This is a genomic window from Kitasatospora sp. NPDC101155 (assembly GCF_044768305.1).
Classification (GTDB): Bacteria; Actinomycetota; Actinomycetes; order Streptomycetales; family Streptomycetaceae; genus Kitasatospora.
Window position 1 is genome coordinate 262,649 of the sequence record NZ_JBIWPN010000011.1, and the last position, 15,629, is coordinate 278,277.

Here is a 15,629-nt window from a genome sequence, read left to right on the forward strand (position 1 = left end):
CATCCCACACCCGCACCGAACCGTCGTCACCCGCGGAGGCGATCGACCCGCCGTCCGGTGTCCAGGCACACTCCCAGATCCAGCCGGTGTGACCGTCGAGCACCTGGCGCGGCGAGCCCGTCGTGACGTTCCAGATCCGGATGGAGCGGTCGAACCCCGCGGAAGCCAGCCAGCGGCCGTCGGGCGAGGCGGCACATGCGCGCACCGCGCTGGTGTGGCCCTCCAGCGTCCGGTCCAGATCAGGGTCCGGCAGGTCGGGGAGCGGCCAGAAAGGTGTCAGCCGCGGCCCTTGCAGCACGCGGGCCGCTCGACCGTGGAACTGTTCGGTCCGATCGGTGACGGGGATCCGGGACAGGAGGGTGTCCGCCAGCCCTGGCTGGAGCCGGCCCAGCAGAGGTGCCTGCTGCCCGACGACACGGTGCAGTTCCGCTGCGGCCGGTGCACCGGACAGGGCCAGGTCGCCGCCGACCGCGACCGGTCCGTCCCGTTCGATCCGGGCCAGCAGCCACCTCGGATCGCAGACCAGGTCGGTCAGTTCCGTCCGGGCGTCCGCCTCCGCCAGGTGGTACGCGAGGTTCCGCCACAGGTAGCCCGCCTCATCCGGCAACCGCCACCATGCGGTTCCGTCGTCCTCCGGCGCGCCGGGAGACGGCCGTGCCATCGCCCTGAGGGCGTCGATCAAGGTCCGGTTCCGCTCCGCCAGCCAGGCGGCCCCCTGCCGGTGCCGGAGATAGCCGCGCAGCACGTCGTGCAGCCTCAGCGCCGGGCCGTCCTCCCAGGTTCCCGACGCCAGGCACAGCGAGGTCAGTCGTGACCTCAGCCGATCGGTCGCCGCCTTGCCCAGTCCACCGGTCTCGGACCACAGCGCGGCGAGCACGTAGCCGGGAACGGCGATGTCCTCGGGGAAGATCGCCAGCTCGAAGTAACGCTCCCGCTCCTGCGGGTCCATGAGGTCCAGACTGGCCTGAAGGGTCGCTTCCACGGCCTGGTCCCGGCTCGACGCATCGCCTACGTCGAGCGCTGCGGGCCCTTCGGAAACCAGCCGGTCGAGCACCCAGGCACCTGCCTGCGCGACGGTGGCTCCCTGCCGCACGGACTCCGCCAATGCGGCGTTCACCAACGAGAGCAGTACGGGCCATCGCCCCGTCAGCTCCATCAGCCGGTCGACCGTCGGCTGCGGCAGACCGGGCAGACCCTGTGTCAACGCCTGAACAGCTTCGTCGTTCTCCATCGCATCGACCAGTATCGACGAGACGTAACGCGGAAGTACAGTGGCACTACGCGTGGTGACGATCCGTCGGCAGCGCGGGGCGCCGATGAGGAAGGGCGCGAGTTGCGCCGGGTGCCACACGTCGTCGATCACCAGGAGGGTGTCGGGCCGCTGACCGAGCAGGGCGCCGAGCCGAAATCCGGCCTGCTGCGGGTCAGGACTGGTGAACTCCTGGCCGGACAGTAGCCCGCAGACACCGTTGACCTTGGCCGCCAGGTCGGTGCCGGCCACTTTCTGACCGAGTGTCACCCACAGCAGGCCACCGGTGAATCGCTCGCGAACACTCTGATCAGTGAGGCACAAGTGAGCGACGAGCGTGGTCTTGCCGAAGCCGCCGGCGCCTTCCAAGGCCGTGGTGACGGCGACCGGACCACCATCGTCGGACAGCAGTGCGCCTCGGAGCGCCGCCTCGAGTGCGGGCCTCGGGACGACGGGCCCGGACGGCGGTGGCGCCATCCACAGCGGCGTGTCGAACGGCTGTACGCCCGCGTGAACGACGACCGTCTGGATGACGCCGGTGTTGGCGACGTTGATCCCGCCCAGGTTGTGCTGGCTGACGTCGCCGGTGGGAGTGGACGCTTCGGCACTCATACCGCCTCCCTCCCTACAGCCGGCCGGTCTCGACCGCGCCGACCACCCACGGGATGACCTCGTCGAGCATCTCCTCGAGGCCCACCCCGGCCGTGAAGCCGAGCATGTCGCGCGCCTTCGACACGTCGGGCACCCGCATCCGGACGTCGTGTTCGAAGGCCGAGTCGTTCACGACCTCGAACGGTACGCCGGGCCTCAGCTTCGACCAGATGAGTTCGGCGAGTTCGAGGACCGTCGTCGACTCGGCGGTCGAGAGGTTGAAGTCCTCGTTCGTCGCCGATTCGTGCTCCATCGCCATGACGATTCCGCGGGCCAGGTCGCCGCCGTAGGTGTAGTGCCGGACCTGTCTGCCGTCGCCCAGGATGTGCAGCGGGCTCTGGCCCTTGACGATCTTCTGCACGAGATCCGGCACGACGTGGGACATGGCCAGCTTGGTGTTGCCGGACAGGCTCGTGGCCTGGGCGAGCGCGCGGAGCTCGCCCACCCCGACGCAGTTGAACGGTCGGACGATGGTGTAGGGCAGGCCGTACTGGTCCCAGGCGGCCCGCGCGAAGTATTCGGTGGCCAACTTCTGGAACCCGTAGGAGGAGCCGGGCGGCGGGACCTTCAGCTGGTCCCCCTCGCGCGACGGCCAGTGGTCCGTGGACTCGAAGACCATGGACGACGAGATGTAGGTGACCTTGCGCAGCCGGCCGAACCGGTGGGCGCGGATCGCCGCGTCGCAGGTGCTCGCGATGATCCGTTCATTTGCGGCGAGCAGGTCGTAGGGATATGCGTGGAAGTAGGAGATGCCGCCGATCCGGGCCGCGCCGGCGATCAGGTGGTCCCGGCCGTCCAGCAACTCCTCGACCACGGCGGCGTCGGACGCATCGCCCTCGACCAGGCGGTACCGGGGGTGATGGTCGTAGGAGCGGCTGACCGGACCGTACTTGGAGTGGTCGTCGAGCCCGACCACATCGTGACCGTCGGCGAGGAGCTGTTGGACGAGATAACCGCCGATGAAGCCGGCGGCGCCGGTGACAAGGATTTTTGCCACTCTCAGCTACATCCTTCCGGTGAAGTCCCAGAGGCCCGCGGAATGTGGCGCGGACCATGTGCCGTGCACACGCAGACCCAGGCGATGCCCATGAGGATTCCACCGCTATGGGGCAGTTCGCCGGAGCTCGGATCGGAGCGCCTATGCGTCTGGTGCTATTTCGAGTTGTCCGAAAGCTTCTTCCAGCACTTCGCGGACCCGCCCGTCGCCGTCAGCATCGTGTTCTCCGCTGAAACCAAGGTGAGTCGAGAGGCGTCCTGGCGCGCGCCCAGCGGCACGTCGACCAGGTCTCCGACCACTTCAACCCCGTCACCGTTTCGCACGACGGCGCCGCAGAACACATTGCTGAACGATCGGCCCTGATCGTGGCTCAGGCCCATCCACCACAGCGTATGACCGACTTGACGGAGGTAATACGTGCCATGGTCATCCCCCGCCCACGTACCGGTGAGAGTTCCCCGGGCAATCGGTTCGATGATGTCGATCGAATACACCGGACCGAGCAGCACGGCCTCGTCACCGGACTGAGCCTCAGCGCGGTGTTCGAGTTCCCCTCGCTGCGCTGAGAGAAAACCGGAGAGTCGGACTTCTGTGCCCGGAGTGACCCTCCGACCGAGAATCCGGACGGATCCATCGGGCACCACGACGACGTCACCGTTGACCGGCTGTCCGTTGCTGAACAGCACACTGTTTCCGTCACGTTGCTTCCAGCCCGGCAGGAAGGCCGAACCGGTGAGACCCGGGATCCGGCACCGCAGCGGCTGATCGACGAGCCGGGCCGGCACCTCGGGCAGTCGGGACAGTGCACGGTCCGGTCTGATGGACAGAACGATGTCACCGTCGAGCACGGACGGTTCCGTCACGACCACGCCCTGAACAACCGCGGTCTCCGCATACACTCGGCCGCGCTTCGAGTCGGTGCGATCGAATTCGGCGACCCGTTCCGTCACATTGATCCGCGTCGGCATTTCGGCACGGCGCCACGACGTTCCGCCGAATCCGCCGACTTCGCTCACTGCCCGCAGCTCCGAGTCCGACGCGACCACCAAGTTGATGATGCCGTTCTGTGGCATTCCACCGCGCGGAGTATCGGCCCATTCGCCGACGACGATGTCGCCCACCATGCGGCCGCAGAACACATTGGCGAATCTCACACCGGGATGGAACTCATTGACGCCGAGTGGCGAGTCCGCACTTAGGCCGATCCACCAGATTTTCCCCAGATGATGGCGAATATAATAGATCGCCTTGTCATCTCCCAGCCAGAGACCGGTGAGGTTTCCGTTCACTGACACCCCCACGTCGCCACGGTACCCCTGCCGCGCCTTAAGGAAACGCTCGACTTTCCCGGCCGGAGGAGGAGGCGAGGGCACCGCCCCTTGCCGTGACCACGACCATGACTGTGGACGAGTGCCGACTGACCGTCAACCCCTCGTAGCCATAGAGTAGTTGTGTGATAGGGTCAACATCCGTCGAGTGGGGGCATCATGTCCGGCGAGCTGATCACCGAACTGGCATCGACCGGCGCACTGGCGCTGGTCAACGCCGTTGCGACCGACGCATGGCAAGGAGCCCGGGCCGGATTCATGCGGCTGCTCGGGCGGGGTGAGGCCGAGCGGGAACGCCTCGTGGCCACCCGGATCGACGAGGTCGCAACGCAACTGGAACAGGCCGGCGAGGACCACCAGGATCAGGTGCGGGGGGCACTGCTGCTCGTCTGGCGCACTCGGTTCGCCGACCTGTTGGAGGAACGCCCGGACGCGATCGGGGAGATGCGGGCCCTGGTCGCGCAGCTCCAGGCCGTGCTGCCGGACGCACCGTCGCAGGGCGGAGCGGCGGTCGGCACCGGATCGGCCTTCTCGGCCAACACCGGCGGGTTGAACATCACCAACACCGGCACGGTCGGAGATATCACCCTGCACGGCGACCTTCGTCGCCACGAAGCCTGAGCGATCCGGGACGACCGGCGCGCGGCCGCGTGCGCTGAGGCGGGTGCGGCGGCCGCGTCGGACTCCTGCGTGTCCGGCTGTGCCGCCTTGCCCAAGGAGTCCCACATCACCGGTGTCGGAGCCTCGAACACCGTGCCGCCGGCGCCCTTGTCGACGGCCGTCAGCGAGCCGTCGGCCGCCTGCTTGATGGTCAGGCCGTCACCCTGGAGCCCCAGTCGAAGCCGTTGGGGCTCCGGGCTCTTCGCGGCCTCCGGAGAGTGCACGACGACGATCTGGGTGAAGCCGGTGCGTGTCGCGGTCAGCCGCAGGTCCACGTCCGGCAGGATCGACCGGTACTCGGCCGTACTGTCCCGAACGACCGGCTTGGGCAACGGTTTTGGCCAACTGAGCTTCAACTCCCGCCCCGCCGACGCCATGCGCACCAGCGGCTGGCCACTGCCGCCTCCGGAGAACTCCACATCAGCCGTCACAGCCTTCGCTGCCACTGCGCCGCTGGGCAACTCGGTAAGGGACGGGTCGATATCCACCCAGCTCCCGTTCTTGCGCACCCACTGCGGCTGGACGTACGTCGTCGTCACCAGCCGCCCATCCGGCTGCGCCACCGTGTCACTGGATTCGGTCCGCTTCGCCCCGACCTCGACCGCCTTCCCCGTGCGCTTGGCGTCCGCGACCGCGAGCTCGTCAGGCCCTGCGGCAATCGTCGACCCCACCGGAGCCCGCCCATGCTCCGTACTGACAGCCCCCGCCGTCACCGCGGCGCTCGCCGGAGCAAACCCCACCCCGACCAGCGCCCCCGCGGCCAGCGTAGCGGCTATCCAGCCGCATACGGACCGCCCCCACCCTGCTCGTATCGCTCTCTCCCAGCCCCCATTCGACGAGCATTACCCAAATGCGATGACTGCGTATTTCTGAAAACTCGGGCAATCGTTGGCGGTAGATTAATGTCCGAACGGAAATCACATCTTCACTCCTTCGCCGATATCCGTTCATTTCGCCACCTGCAGGTGTGGTGCTCCCGGCGGCTATCGCGCGGCGAGGCCGTTGCCGCCCACACCGGCGTAGACGGTGTCGGCGACGTTGCGCGGGGACGACTCGGTGGTGCTGGTGAGCGCGGGCTCGTTGCCGTTCTGGTCGCGCATGTTGAGGCTGGTGGACCCGCCACCGTCGAGATTGATGGCGTCAACCAGGTTGAGGGCCTTGAGCAGTTGGGTGAGCTCGGTGCGGGTGGCGCCGCCGGACAGCGGGGCGGTGCTGCCGCGGTTGCCCTCGATGGTGACCAGGACCAGGTGGCCCCAGCCGTCGGTGCCGGCCGCGGTGCGCCAGGTAGGCGATTCGGTGTCGGGCGAGAGCTGGTAGACGACCGAGGCGTCCCGCAGCAGGACGTCGCCGCCGCCGGTGACGTACATGGCCGGGTCGATCGGCTGGTCGGTGGTGTCGGCCGGAGCCTGGCCGAACCAGGTGTCGGCCATGGTGTCGCCGAACCGGGCGTCGGTGATGACGGTGTGCAGGCCGAGCTGCTGGCCGTTGCAGGCGTTGTTCCAGCGCCAGGTGGCGCCGTCACCGATGTCCTGCAGGGCGCGGCCGCCGGACGGGATGGTGTGGCCGCCGCGCGGTGCGGTGGAGACGATGCCGCCGGGCGTGGCCGTGGGGCTGTAGCAGGCGGTGACCGCGCCGGCCGAGTCGAACAGCACCTCAACACCCGGGTCGGTGTCGGTGGGGGTGTTCGCGGGGAACCCGGGGACCGGGGTGGAGTCCGCACCCGGCCCCAGCGAGGTGTGCCAAGCGCGCAGGCCCACGCGCTCCCGCACCGGCCCCCATCCGCGCCGGCCACCGACGGGACGCACGGACGCCGGGTGACCGACCGGGGGTTGTCCTGGTCGTCGTGTGCCGACTCCGGTCGTCAGGCGACACCCGAACCGGATGGACGAGGATCTTCGCGGTCCGGGTGTTCGCGCAGGCGTACGGCGAGCACCGCGATGTCGTCGTCGAGTCCTCCGTTGCTGTGGTTGCGGAGGTCCTGGTGAAGCCTGTCGAGAAGCTCGCGGAGCGTGGCTGGGGTCTGCCGCCGCATCCAGTCCGGCAGCGGGAAGAACGCTCCGGTGCGGTTGCGGGTCTCGACCACACCGTCTGTGTAGAGAAGCAGCAGGTCGCCGGGGGTGAAACGGACGGATTCGACGCTGTAGTTTTCGCCGATCAGCTCCGCGAGGTTGAGAAGCGGCGAGGGAGCCGTGGGCCGCAGGATGTCCAGCTGTCCGGCGTGCAGGAGCAGCGGCGGGGGATGCCCGCAGTTGAGAAGTCTGATGCGGCCGCCGTTGTTCGGGATCTCGGCGAGAATGGCGGTGGCGAAGCTCTCCGACGCGTCCTGGGTGGGGAACGCAAGGCTGTGTCGGATACTGCTGGTCTCCAGGCGCCGGGCGACGTCGCGCAGGTCCGGCTCGTCGTAGGCAGCCTCCCTGAAGGAGTTGACCACCGCCGCCGCCGCCCCGACCGCCGCCAGGCCCTTGCCTCGCACATCGCCGATGAGCAGTCGAACCCCGTACGGTGTGTCGACGGCTTCGTAGAAGTCGCCGCCGATGCGGGCCTGCGCCGCCGCCGCGAGATACAGCGACTCGATCTCGATGCACCCGACGGAGCGCGGCAAAGGACGCATGACCACTTCCTGCGCCGCGTCGGCGACGAGTCTGACGTGGCTGAGGGTCTTCTCCCGCTGGAGCCGGATGTGGCTCGCGTACGCGGCCGCAACGGTGACGGCAAAGATCGCCGCCACCGTGTACCACGTCCCCAGGTCCGGATAGACGAGGCCGAGGCCGATCATGATCAGAAGGCAGAGCATCCCCAGCAGGACGGTGGGAAGCACGGGCCACATGGACGCGGCTAGGGCTGGCGCGGCGGTCAGGATACGGCTGAAGGCGACTTTCCTGGGTGTGGCGAACGCCAGGCCAGCGACGACGATGGTCAGAATCAGCGGCGCCAGCAGAGCTGGCTCCCACCGGCCGTTGGGAGGACGGCGACGCCGCAGCCGATCACTGATGATCACACTCCATATTTTATCGAGACCAATCGCCACAACCAGCCGCCGACTCTGGCGCTGGACATCGGTCGACCCCGTTACGCCGGTCCCCGCACTTCAGAAGCCGTTGTCGACCAGGTAGAGGATCGAAGCCAAGCGTCCGAGGCCTACCCCGCCGTCGTTAGTTTTCGAACACACGGGCTGGCCGGTCGTCGGTCCGAACGCATGGGGGGGCATGCATGGCAGATCCTGACGCGGGGGGCTCCGAGCCGCCGCTGCTGTTGCTGGGCATCGGCGATCAGGGGCAGGGCCGCGCGATCCTGTCCTGGGGCGACCCGGACAAGGCCAAGAACGTCTCGTCGTTGGTGCCCGGGCTGAACAGCACTCTGGCAGGCGTCGGAGCGGGCAACGCCTCCACGGCGAAGCGCATCTACCAGTCAGCCACGACCGCTGCGACGGCCAACGGTGACGTGCCCCCGAGCGTCGCGTCCGTGTTCTGGCTGGGGTACGACGCCCCGCAGCTGGAGGGCACCGGCTCCTCGGTGCTCATGCAGGACCGGGCGGAGGAGGGCGGAGCCGCGTACAACAAGTTCCTCCACGGACTCCGGGCCACCCACGAGGGCGCGCCGGCACACATGACCGCGCAGGGGCACAGCTACGGCTCCCTGGTGGTCGGGAAAGCGACCCAGCAGCCCGGTGGCCTGCCCGTCGACGACATCGTCCTGGTCGGCAGCCCGGGTGTCGGGGTGGACAAGGCATCGCAGCTCGGGATCGGTGCGGATCACGTGTACGTCGGCACGGCCAAGCACGACCCCGTCGCGATGGCGCCCGCGCCCGGGATGTTCGTTCCCGGTTGGGCCGCGTACGAGGCGATCACGAATCCCGACGGGTTGTGGCACGGCACGGACCCGGCGAGCCAGAGCTTCGGCGCGCAGCGCTTCTCGGTGGCGGACGGGACCATTACCGACTCCCACGACAACTACTTCGGGAAGCACGACAAGGGCGGCGACTCGCTCCCCAACATCGGGAAGATCGTGAGCGGCCACGGGAACACGATCACCAGGGAGGACCCGAGGTGAGAGCCAAGGTATGGCGCGTGACCGTGCCGGCGGTACTGCTGGCGCTCCTGATCGGCTGGTACGCCTGGCCGGAGCCCGAGAAACCCACCGTGCCGGTCGACCAGGCACAGCGCCGGATCGAAGCCGAGCTCGCCGACGTCGCGGGGGCCTTCCACCCGGGACTCCAGTGGACCGAAGTGAGGTACTACAGCCTGGCCGACACCACTGGGTTCTGCGGTACCCAGGGATGCAAGAAGACCGGCCGCGCGGAACTGCTGGCCGAGCAATGGGGCCGGGTCCGGATCGGGCCGGGGAAGCAGAATGAGCGACTCGACGAGGTGCAGAAACTCTGGACCGCGAAGGGGTACGTGGTTCGACGTGAGCAGCGGCTGCTGGAGGTGAAGGATTCGCAGCAGCACCTCCAGTTCCTGATGGGCGCGGACGGCTGCGCCGAGCTGCATGTCTCCGTGGTCGATGTCGCCGACTCCACCGAGCCCGACGGCTCGGGCGGATTCGCGCAGGGGCCACCGGAGTCCATCAAGGCGGAGTGCGCGACGGTCGACGACCCCTACTGGTCGCACTGACACCGGGAGCCCGCCCGGCCCGGCTTCCTCGGGCCGGGCGGGCTCGGCGATTCGTCTCACCGGTCCCCGCCACGGGCGTCGCAACCACTGACTAGCCCCGCGCTTCGCACATGGGGTTTTAGGTCTCCAGCCAGCGGGGTCGGGTTGATGCCGAGAAGTTCGAGCAGGTGTGCTTGGACTCCTCGGTTGATGAGGCACCCCACCGGGGTACCGGTCGCATCACCAGTTCATCCGAACTCGTCATGTGCGAAGAGCCGGACCAGCCCGCAGACGAGCTGCGTGGTTCGACGCGGAAGTCGAACGCGACGGTCCCGGGGGTCGACGGCCGTCACACCGCCGTCGACAGTGAGCACCGCCCCGTTGACGAAGGACGCGGCGGGCGAGAGCAGCCAGGCGATGGCCTCCGCGACCTCGTGCGGCTCGCCGGGGCGGCGCGCGGGAACAGTTGCAGGCAGATCCACAGCGGCCGGTTGTCGCCGCGCTGGCGTTTCGAAACAGCGCCTTGCTGCTTCGGGCGGTTCATGTCAATCATGAGTGCAGTTTTGAGCATGGGGCCCTTCGGCTCGGGCTCTGCCTCGAGCCGCTGCGCAGGAACGCTCAAGCAGGGCTGTTCGGGAGGGGGCGCTCGGGTGGGATCGCTCAGGCGGGAACGACCGAACCGCGCGACACCGGCGGCCGGCTCCGCCCGGACGGAGCGACGGCGCGGTGCGCGCGGTTCGGGTACCTCATTTACCTCGGGTACTTCGGGTGGCGCCGCAGAGGCGTCGGGTCAGCCGGCGCTGCCCGCCGAAGCGGCGATCACCGAGAAGACGTACAGGATCGCGGGCAGCGCCCCGAGGAGCGTGACCACCACGGCCAGCACGGCCACCGGCCGCCGCGTCCCCCGCAGCATCCACACGAGGGAGCCCACCAGGGCGAAGAAGGCCAGGGCGACGACCCCGGCCGTGAGCAGAGCGGACGTCTGAACTTGCATGCTGTTCGGTCCTTTTGAGTGTGACGTGTCCAGTCCGATTCGTTGCACGTCGCACGGCGGACGGAGCGGAATCCGCGAACCCCTTGGTAGGAGGGGTGAACCGTCCGTTCGTACGACGAGGCTGACGCTAGCTCAGATCAAGACGCCCGCAACAGTGTTGGGGGAAGCACGAGAAGGCGAGATCCCTCGGGCTACCACCCCCGAGGGCTCCCACCTGCAACGGACGTCGGACTGGACGAGTCACACGACGTCTGCGTCCAGTATCCCCGCAAGGGCTAAACAGGAGCGAAACGGCCACTCTGCCAGAGCACTTAACGACTGCTGAGTGCTCTGTTAATGTGCCCGGGTGGCGACAGACCTTCAGTTCCTCCTGCTGGGACCGGTGAGCGCCCGCCGGGCCGGCACCCCGATCAGCCTCGGACCGCCGCAGCGCCGCGCCCTGCTGGCGTTGCTGCTCCTCGCCCGCTCGCAGGCCGTCCCGGTCGCCGTGATCCGCGACCGGCTCTGGCCCGCGGGGGCGCCCGCCACCGCCATCGACGCCATCCAGGTGCACGTCCACCACCTGCGCCGCCGGCTCGGGGAACACACCCCGGCCGGCGCCCCGGCGACGGAACTGGCCGGCTACCCGGGCTACTCCCGCGAACAGGCCAGCTACGCCCTGCACATCGACGCCGAGGCGGTCGACGCCCTCGTCTTCCAACGGCGGGCCGACCGGGGGCGGGAGCTGGAGGACAAGGGCGACTACAAGGGCGCCCTGGAGATGTGCATCACCGCCCAGTCCCGCTGGCGCGGCGAACCGCTGGCCGACCTGGAACCCACCCCCTACGTACGGGCGATCCGCCAGGGGCTGGTCGACCTCTGCCAGGACGTCCGCACCAGGGCGGCCCGGGTCCGGATGAGGACCGGCGCGGTCTCCGACGCCGTCGTCGACCTTCAGCAGCTCAACCTCGAACACCCCGGCAACGACGTCATCGTGGTGCTGCTCTCCACCGCACTCTTCCTGACCGGCTCCCGCCGCCGAGCCCTCGCCCTCCTCGACGAGGAACTGGCGCGCTGGGAGCAGCAGTACGCGCGAGTACCGGAACAGCTGCGGCGGCAACGCGAACTGGTCCTCTCCGGCGCACTGGAGGAACAGTGGTGACGGTCGACGCCCGGCTGCTCGGGCCCGTGACCCTGACCGTCGACGGCGCACCCGTCAAGATTCGCGGCGCCAGCGGGCGCGCCCTGCTCGCCGCCCTGCTGCTCGCACCCGGGCGACCCGTCGGGCTCGAACAGCTCGTCCTGGACATCTGGGGAGACGGGGCCGCGCTGAACGCCCGGGCACAACTGCACACCGTGGTGAGCCGGCTGCGCGCCGAACTGCGCGCGGCCGGAGCCACGTTCACCGTCACCCGGCACGCGGGCTCGGAGAGCTACGCACTCGACATCAACCCCACCGACTTGGACCTCACCCGGTTCCGGGCGCACCTGGCCCGGGCTCGCGAAGCCCTCGCCGAAGGACGGCCCGGGCAGGCCTCCACCCTGCTCCAACGCGCCCTGGACTGCTGGAGCGGACCGGCCCTGACCGGCGTCCGGGCACACGGGCGACTGGAGACCGAACGGCGCCGGCTGGAGGAACTCCGCCTGGAGGCACTGGCCCTGCGCAACGACGCCGACCTGCGGGACGGCCGGGCCGAGACGGTGCTGCCCGAACTGCGGGCGCTGGTGGCCGCGTTCCCCGAGGACCAGCGGTTCCGCGGCCAGCTGGAGGAGGCCCTGGAGCGCTCGGGCCGGGCGGTCGAGGCCTGGCGGCTCCGGCGGGACGGGAGCGATGGCGGGCAGGCGGCGGTGGCCGTGGCGGCTGTGGTGGCCGAGCAGAAGACCAAGCAGCCGTCCACCGAGGAGGAGCCCCGGATCTCGCTGCTCGGCCCGGTGCAGGCCTGGCTGGGCGGCAACCCGGTCCCGCTCGGCTCGCCCCAGCAGCAGGCCGTGCTCGCGATCCTGGCCGCGCAGCTCGGCCAGCCGGTCACGACCGAAGAACTCGTCGAGGGCCTCTGGGGGTACCACCCGCCGGCGCAGGCCGTCGCCGCGCTGCGGACGTACGTGTCACGGCTCAGGGCGGTCCTGGAACCCCAACGGGAGGTGCGCCGGCCGGCGAGCCGGCTCGTCAGCGTGAGCGACGGCTACGCGCTGCGCCTGCCACGGCAGAGCGTCGACCTGCACGTCTTCGAGGACGGACTCGCCGAAGCCAGGGCGGCCCGGACAGCGGGGGACCACGCCGAGGCCGTCCGGGCGGTCACCGCGGCGCTGGGCCTCTGGGAGGGCGGCGTCCGGCCCTTCGTGAGCCTGCCCGGGCCCAGGATCGACGCGCTGCGGCTCAGGCTGGTGGAGAGCTGGGTCGCCGGGCAGGAGCTCCGCTTCGAGTCCCGACTGGCCCTGGGCTCCGGTGCCGAGCTCGTCGCCGAGCTGACCGGGCTGACCCGCGAACACCCCCTGCGCGAGCGGCTGCGCGAGCTGTTGATGGTCGCCCTCTACCGGGCCGGCCGCCAGGCCGAAGCACTCCGCGTCTACGCCGACACCCGGAAGCTGCTGATCGAGGAACTCGGCGTCGAGCCGGGTACGGGGCTCGCGTCCGTGCATGCCCGCATCCTCTCGGCCGACCCTTCACTCCTCCACCCGGTGCCGAGCCCCCACCGCTCGGAGCCACCAGCCCCTCCGGCCCTGCCCGCACCGGCACAACTCCCGCCGAGTGTCGCGGACTTCACCGGACGGGCGCAGCTGGCCAGTGAGCTGAGCAGGGCCTTGCTCGAAGGAGCTGCCGAGCCGGTGGTCCAGGTGCACGTGCTGTGCGGGATCGGCGGGGTGGGGAAGAGCACGTTGGCGGTGCACGCCGCCCACGCCGTCCGGGCCGAGTTCCCGGACGGTCAGCTGTTCGCCGATCTGCGGGGCGCGGGTGGGACGCCGGCCGATCCGACGACCGTGCTGGGTGACTTCCTGTACGCGCTGGGCGTGGTCGAGGCACCGGACCCGTTCGAGCAGCGCGTCGCGCTCTACCGTTCCCTGATGGCCGGCCGGCGGATGCTCATCGTGCTGGACAACGCCTGGGACGCGAACCAGGTGCGTCCGCTCATCCCCGGAGCGTCCGGCAGCGCGGTGCTGGTCACCAGCCGCTCACGGCTGTCCGCGCTGGCCGGGGCGTCCATCTCGGACGTGGAGGAGTTGACCCCGGAGGAGGCTCTGGCGCTGTTCTCCACCATCGTCGGCTCAGCCAGGGTCGCCGCCGAGCCGGAAGCCGCCTTTTCGGTGGTCATCGCCTGCGGACTCCTGCCGCTCGCGGTGCGGATCGCCGCCACCCGGCTGGCGGCCCGGCCGCGCTGGAGCGTCAGCGACCTGGCTCGGCGGCTGGCCGACCAGCGGCGTCGGCTCGATGAGTTGAGGCTGGGGAACCTGGCGGTGGAGACTACGATCGGGCTTGGCTACGACCAACTGTCACGGGAGGAGGCGCGGGCCTTCCGCCTGCTCTCCCTCGTTGACTCGTCCGATCTGCCGCTGTTCGCGGCCGCAGCTCTGCTGGACCTGCCGGAGGAGGCCGTCGAGGCCCTGGCCGAGAGCCTGGTCGAGGCGAACCTGTTGGACAGCCACACCCCCGGGCGCTACCGCTACCACGACCTGCTCCGGCTCTACGCCCAGCACCGGAACGAGCTCGTCGACGACACCGACGAACGGAACGCCGCGCTGCGCCGACTGATCGACGTCCTGCTCGCCACCGCGCGCAAGGCGGTGCGGGAACTCGGGCTGGGCGACGAACTGCCCGATCCGCTCTACGATCTTCCCGTCTCCCCGCTCGCCCTGACCGGCGGGAGCCAGGGCCTCCGGGACTGGCTCACCTCCGAGCGGTACCTGATCCTCGCTGCCGTCGACGCCGCCTGCAGCGGGAGCGGTCCGGTGGGCCCGGCGGTGGAGCTCGTCGTCACGCTGGGTGAGTTGCTACCGGACTGGGGCTCGATGCAGCACTTGACGGACCTCCTCCAGCGGGCGGCGCAGTACCAGCGCGGGTCGGCTCTGCTGGCCAGGACCCGTTACCTCCAGGGCGACTTGCACGCCCAGGCGGGGGACTTCGGGGAAGCCGAGGTGGCGTACCGGGAGAGCCTCGGACACCTCGGGCCGCAGGACGGGACACGGCTCCGAGCGATCGTGTCTTTCCGGCTCGCCAATGTGCTCAGCATGACCGATCGGACCGGTGACGCCCTACCGCTCTACGAGAAGGCCCTGGAGATCAGCCGGAGCAGGGGAGCGGTGGCGATCGAGACCCGGATCCTGGCGAACATGGCCACGGCCTACGCGGTGTCCGGGCAGCCCGAGGCAGGACTGCGAGCAGCACGGGGCGCGGTCGAGGCGGCCAGGGCTACGGACAGTGCGGTCGCGCTCGCGCATGCGCTCCACCAACTCGGCGTCACGCTCGGCAGGACCGGAGCACCTGGCGAGGCCGTCGACTGCCTGCGCGAGGCGCTGACTCTGTACCGCTCCGAAGAAATGAGGCTCTGGGAGAGCTACACCCTCGCCCGCCTCGCCGCCGCCCTGCTAGCCGCGAACCGGGCTTCGGAGGCCGCCGAAACCGCCACCGAGTCACTCGCCATCGGAGAGGAACTGGAAGCCGCCTACTCCCAGGCCCTCGCCAACGCCGCCCTCGGCGAGGCCCTGCTGCGCCTTGACCATCCGGCGGCCGGCCTGGACCGGCTCCAGGAGGCGCACGCCGTCTTCACCCGCCTCGGCGTGCCAGAGGCGGGCACGGTGCGCGAGCTCACGCAGCGTGCTCAGGGTCTGTGACTGGGCCGTACGCCGGCCCGGTTCCCTCGTCCTGCCACGGAGCCCACACCCCTGGGCCGGATCAGGCGCCGGGCCAGGAGAAGGAGAGGTACCAGGGGCGCTTGAGGGGTGGCAGGCGGTCGGCGAAGTAGGCGGAGACCTGGGCGAGCTGTGACGAATCGTCAGTCAAGGCCACTGAAGATCGGTGCGGAGGACAGCTAGAGATGTCGTCATCGGAGACCCGGGCCCGCTTTCCTGGATCACGCGTCCCCCTCGTTCATCCGCGCCGCTGCCGATGCGGTTAGAAGCGATCCGCAAACCCGTCGCGGGGCTTGGGGTCAGCACGAGTGTTCGTGGGTTCCCGATTCGGGTG

General features: G+C 69.7%; 11 protein-coding genes and 1 pseudogene. 5 read left to right on the plus strand and 7 right to left on the minus strand.

The window, feature by feature from the left end:
- From ACIRYZ_RS19350 to ACIRYZ_RS19360, 3 genes are all read right to left on the minus strand, one after another.
- A partial coding sequence (locus tag ACIRYZ_RS19350) for an NB-ARC domain-containing protein (RefSeq protein ID WP_402945694.1) occupies positions 1 to 1,861 on the minus strand: 1,861 nt, incomplete at its 3' end.
- Positions 1,862 to 1,874: 13 nt separating this feature from the next.
- Complete coding sequence (locus ACIRYZ_RS19355) at positions 1,875 to 2,897, minus strand: NAD-dependent epimerase/dehydratase family protein (RefSeq protein WP_402945696.1); 1,023 nt, start codon at positions 2,895 to 2,897, stop codon at positions 1,875 to 1,877.
- A gap of 155 nt (positions 2,898 to 3,052) precedes the next feature.
- A complete protein-coding gene (locus ACIRYZ_RS19360; RefSeq protein ID WP_402945698.1) occupies positions 3,053 to 4,186 on the minus strand; it encodes a hypothetical protein in 1,134 nt (377 codons plus the stop codon).
- A 198-nt stretch (positions 4,187 to 4,384) separates the two neighbouring features.
- On the opposite strand from ACIRYZ_RS19360, the gene ACIRYZ_RS19365 reads away from it, so the two are divergent.
- Entirely contained in the window at positions 4,385 to 4,846 is a 462-nt protein-coding gene (locus ACIRYZ_RS19365; RefSeq protein WP_402945700.1) for a hypothetical protein, read from the plus strand.
- A gap of 1,022 nt (positions 4,847 to 5,868) precedes the next feature.
- On the opposite strand, the gene ACIRYZ_RS19370 is transcribed toward ACIRYZ_RS19365, so the two are convergent.
- Positions 5,869 to 6,654, minus strand: a complete 786-nt coding sequence (locus ACIRYZ_RS19370; RefSeq protein WP_402945702.1) for a phosphodiester glycosidase family protein — start codon at positions 6,652 to 6,654, stop codon at positions 5,869 to 5,871.
- Between the two features lie 92 nt (positions 6,655 to 6,746).
- Complete coding sequence (locus ACIRYZ_RS19375) at positions 6,747 to 7,883, minus strand: PP2C family protein-serine/threonine phosphatase (protein WP_402945704.1); 1,137 nt, start codon at positions 7,881 to 7,883, stop codon at positions 6,747 to 6,749.
- Positions 7,884 to 8,095: 212 nt separating this feature from the next.
- Here ACIRYZ_RS19375 and ACIRYZ_RS19380 point away from each other — a divergent pair, with 212 nt between their 5' ends.
- Together ACIRYZ_RS19380 and ACIRYZ_RS19385 are read left to right on the plus strand one after the other, a co-directional pair.
- Complete coding sequence (locus ACIRYZ_RS19380) at positions 8,096 to 8,935, plus strand: alpha/beta hydrolase (RefSeq protein WP_402945706.1); 840 nt, start codon at positions 8,096 to 8,098, stop codon at positions 8,933 to 8,935.
- A complete protein-coding gene (locus ACIRYZ_RS19385) occupies positions 8,932 to 9,498 on the plus strand; it encodes a hypothetical protein (RefSeq protein ID WP_402945707.1) in 567 nt (188 codons plus the stop codon). The genes ACIRYZ_RS19380 and ACIRYZ_RS19385 overlap by 4 nt, the downstream gene beginning before the upstream one ends.
- A gap of 274 nt (positions 9,499 to 9,772) precedes the next feature.
- On the opposite strand, the pseudogene ACIRYZ_RS19390 reads toward ACIRYZ_RS19385, so the two are convergent.
- Together ACIRYZ_RS19390 and ACIRYZ_RS19395 are read right to left on the minus strand one after the other, a co-directional pair.
- Positions 9,773 to 9,938: pseudogene (locus tag ACIRYZ_RS19390) on the minus strand (SDR family oxidoreductase); the annotation flags it as partial.
- Between the two features lie 329 nt (positions 9,939 to 10,267).
- Positions 10,268 to 10,471 carry a hypothetical protein gene (locus tag ACIRYZ_RS19395; protein ID WP_402945708.1) on the minus strand — a complete coding sequence of 68 codons (204 nt, stop codon included), beginning with the start codon at positions 10,469 to 10,471 and terminating at the stop codon, positions 10,268 to 10,270.
- A gap of 346 nt (positions 10,472 to 10,817) precedes the next feature.
- Between ACIRYZ_RS19395 and ACIRYZ_RS19400 the strand changes: the two genes are divergently transcribed.
- Positions 10,818 to 11,612, plus strand: coding sequence for a BTAD domain-containing putative transcriptional regulator (locus ACIRYZ_RS19400; RefSeq protein WP_402945710.1), 795 nt, complete (start codon positions 10,818 to 10,820; stop codon positions 11,610 to 11,612).
- Positions 11,609 to 15,277 carry an AfsR/SARP family transcriptional regulator gene (locus ACIRYZ_RS19405; RefSeq protein ID WP_402945712.1) on the plus strand — a complete coding sequence of 1,223 codons (3,669 nt, stop codon included), beginning with the start codon at positions 11,609 to 11,611 and terminating at the stop codon, positions 15,275 to 15,277. The genes ACIRYZ_RS19400 and ACIRYZ_RS19405 overlap by 4 nt, the downstream gene beginning before the upstream one ends.
- Positions 15,278 to 15,629 lie beyond the last annotated feature (352 nt).